General features: G+C 64.1%; 2 protein-coding genes. One reads left to right on the top strand and one right to left on the bottom strand.

What is annotated here, in order from left to right:
• A partial coding sequence (locus AC1DUU_RS27530; protein WP_476786525.1) for an FCD domain-containing protein occupies nt 1-388 on the top strand: 388 nt, incomplete at its 5' end.
• Between the two features lie 55 nt (nt 389-443).
• Here the strand turns inward: AC1DUU_RS27530 and AC1DUU_RS27535 are convergent.
• Nucleotides 444-3078 (bottom strand): autotransporter outer membrane beta-barrel domain-containing protein (locus tag AC1DUU_RS27535; protein WP_476786526.1); only part of this gene is annotated, 2635 nt, incomplete at its 5' end.

Raw genomic sequence — 3078 nt, forward strand, 5'->3', positions numbered from 1 at the left:
CGTCCTGCTCGGCGAGATGGCCGATAGCCCTATCCTGCTCAAGTTTTTGCGCGAGATCGTCTGTCGCTGCGGGCTGACGCTGGCCATGTATTCGCGGCCGCATTCCGCCGAATGCGGCATCAACGAATATCTCGATCTGGTCGACGCCCTGGCTGCCGCCGACGAGAAGACGGCCACCAAGCTGATGATGCGCCATCTGGAAACATCGCCCAGCCTCGCAGATCAAGCCTTCCTCCCGCCCAAGGCCGTGGCCGAGGCCATCGCCCATTATCGCGAAACCCTTGGGGGTGTGCTAGCTGAAATGGTGCCGAACCCTGCCGGCCCGCTTTCGCAACGCATTTGGCTGAAGCAGACATTCGGCAAAACTCCCAAAGCGGCACAGCCCTAGACGGCCACCCGACACCTTCCTCAATTCGTTGAGTAGGCAGGCTCCATTCCCATGCTCAGAACCTCACCGCGAGGTTTGCCGTGAAACCGTTTTCCTGTGCGCCGGAGGCGAACTGGCCGATATAGGACAGGCCGAAGGTCGCGTCGGGCGTCAGCTCGAGGTCGAGTCCGGCCTCGATCACCGCACTGTTTCTGGCGATCGGCACGCCGGCGATGGTGAAGGCGTCACCGGCCAAGAACGCCTGCGTTGCCGTCGGCGTGGTGTCGCCGAAGGCATGCCGCCAGCCGAGCATGCCGCGCAGCGTGGCTTCAACCGTGCCGAGGCCAAGATTGTGCTCGGCACGCAGGCCCAGCGTGGTGAAGGTGGCGTCGGTCGTGTCGCTGCGGCCGGACAGCGCCGCCGCACCGCCATTTTCGGTAAAGCCATCGGTATGCAGGCTGACATGGGCGAGATTGGCGAAGGGCTCGAACCGGACCGCTCCGTCCTCTATGCCATAACCGAACTCGCCGAACGCCTGGAAGGTACCGGCATGGTAATCGACACCGAGGCTCTCGGCGATGCCTGGGATGGCGACAGAACGGCGGGTGGAGAGATCGTTCCACGTATAGGCAAGGCCGCTCCTGAAGGCCAAATTGCCCCATTGCGTGCCGCCATAGAGACCGAGATGGTAGTTGTCGCTCGATCCGGACGAGAAGCGGTCCTCCACATCGAAACGGGAATGGCTGTAGCCCGCCATGACGCCGAGGCGCCAGTCGCCAACCAGGCCATCGGTGCCGATCAGCAGGCCGCCGGTGGACCCCTTGAGGCTGGCGGCATTGCCGTCGCCTTCGATCGTGTCCCATGAACCGAAGCCGTAGCTCCAGAACACGGGGCCGGCTTCATCGGGGGCGACCGCCACGGGTGTGTCGCCCGGTCCATAAGCAAGCACCGGCGCATGTGAGGCGCCCGGCGCGGCGAAGGCGGCACGCAGACGGTCGTCGATGGCGTTGCGCACGAAGCGGCTGTCCTCGATGAGCGCGGACTTGGCCGAGGCGTGGATCTCGCCCGACAGTGCATCGAAACTCTTGCGCACGATGTCCGGATCGACGGTCAGCGCGATCGAGCCCCAGACGGCATGGCTGCTCTCGAACGTATCGATGGCACCGCCAGTGGCGCTCTGGTTGCGGGTCTGCCCGACGCTGGCAAAGGCCAGATTGTTGCGCTGCAGTTCCAGCGTCACGTCGTTGCCGTCGCCACCGGCATAGTCGAGCAGGGCATCAAGGAAGAGCAGGTTTTTGGTCACCGGATCGACAAATGTTCCAGCTACGGCGCCGGCGCTGTGCTTTTCGAGGATAGTGAAGGGACCGTTGAAAACATTCCAGCTTGCCGCAGTCGTCGGGGACAGCACTAGGTCGAGGCTTGCACCGGCGATGTCGACAGATCCGGCAACGACAATCTTGTCGGCCTCGCTGGAGGTCGCCTCGATGCGCAGCGTGCCATGGTTGACGTAATCACCAAGCACATGCTGGACTCCTATGGAGTTGCCCGGCGCATGCACCGCGCCCGCCGCAATGGTGACGATCGAGCCGGTCGAACCAAGATTGCCGGTGCCACCGAGCAGGCCGCCCGACTGGATGGTGAGTGAACCACCAAGCGTACCAGTCCCGTTCTGGCCAACGATCAGTCGCCCACCCGTGACGGCGGTTGAGCCGCCAAAGGCTGAACTGTCGCCCGTCAGCACCACAACACCCGACCCAGCCTTGGCGAAGGCGCCCGATCCGGAGAGGATACCGGCATAGGTTCCGCTGCCGGCCTGGTCAAAGGTGAAGGATGCGCCGCTGCCGATAGCCGCATTGCCAACGAAGCGATCCGTTGCCGAAACCAACCCGCCGGCCTCGATCGTCCAGTTGAGTGACGATGTGCCAGCAAGTGTCAAAATACCCGTACCGCGCTTGGTCATGACACCGTTGGTGCCGCCCTGGCCCCCTACATCGCCCAGGAAGCTGGCATTGGCTGTCTGGTCGAATACGACCGTTCCAGCATTGCCCAGATCGCCCTTGATCGAGGCCACATTGCCGATCAGCGTACCGGCCGCTACAGCGGTGTTGCCGATGTAGCTGTTGGCGCCCATCAGCACCAGTGTGCCGCCACCCGTCTTCACCAGATCGCCGCTACCGGAGATCACGCCGCTAAAGGTGGCGGTGGTGCCTGCGCTGGAACTGAGCGCGCCCCCCTGGCTGCCCAGCACGATGCTGCGGGCCGATATCAGCGTGGTGGTGGTTTGCAGYGTGCCGCCATCGAGTGTGAGCGCGGCGGAAGATGCGCCCAGCGCGTCATCTTGGGCAATGGCCAAGGTACCTTGCCGAACCGTCCACGGTGTCACCGCTGCGGTGGTGCCCGTCAGCGTCCAGGTGCTCGAGCCGGTCTTGTCGAAACCGGTGAAGCCCCGATATTGCTGCCCGGCGCCGATCTGGCTGGCGTTGAATGTCCCGTTGGTCGCACCGCCAAGAGCCAGCACGTTGTTTGCGCCTCCGCCCGACACCACCACATCGCCCGTGATGGTCGAACTGCTCCAAAGTTCCAGCCGGTTGTTGCTGCCCGCGAGCGAAATGGCGTTCGCGCGCACCGCGCCATCACCGGAAAGGCCGCCGGCGATCGTGCCGGAATTGACGATGCTGATGGCGCCGGTCGTGGCCCCGATGACGCCGACG

The sequence above is a fragment of the Aminobacter sp. P4_H6_2 genome, assembly GCF_056400805.1.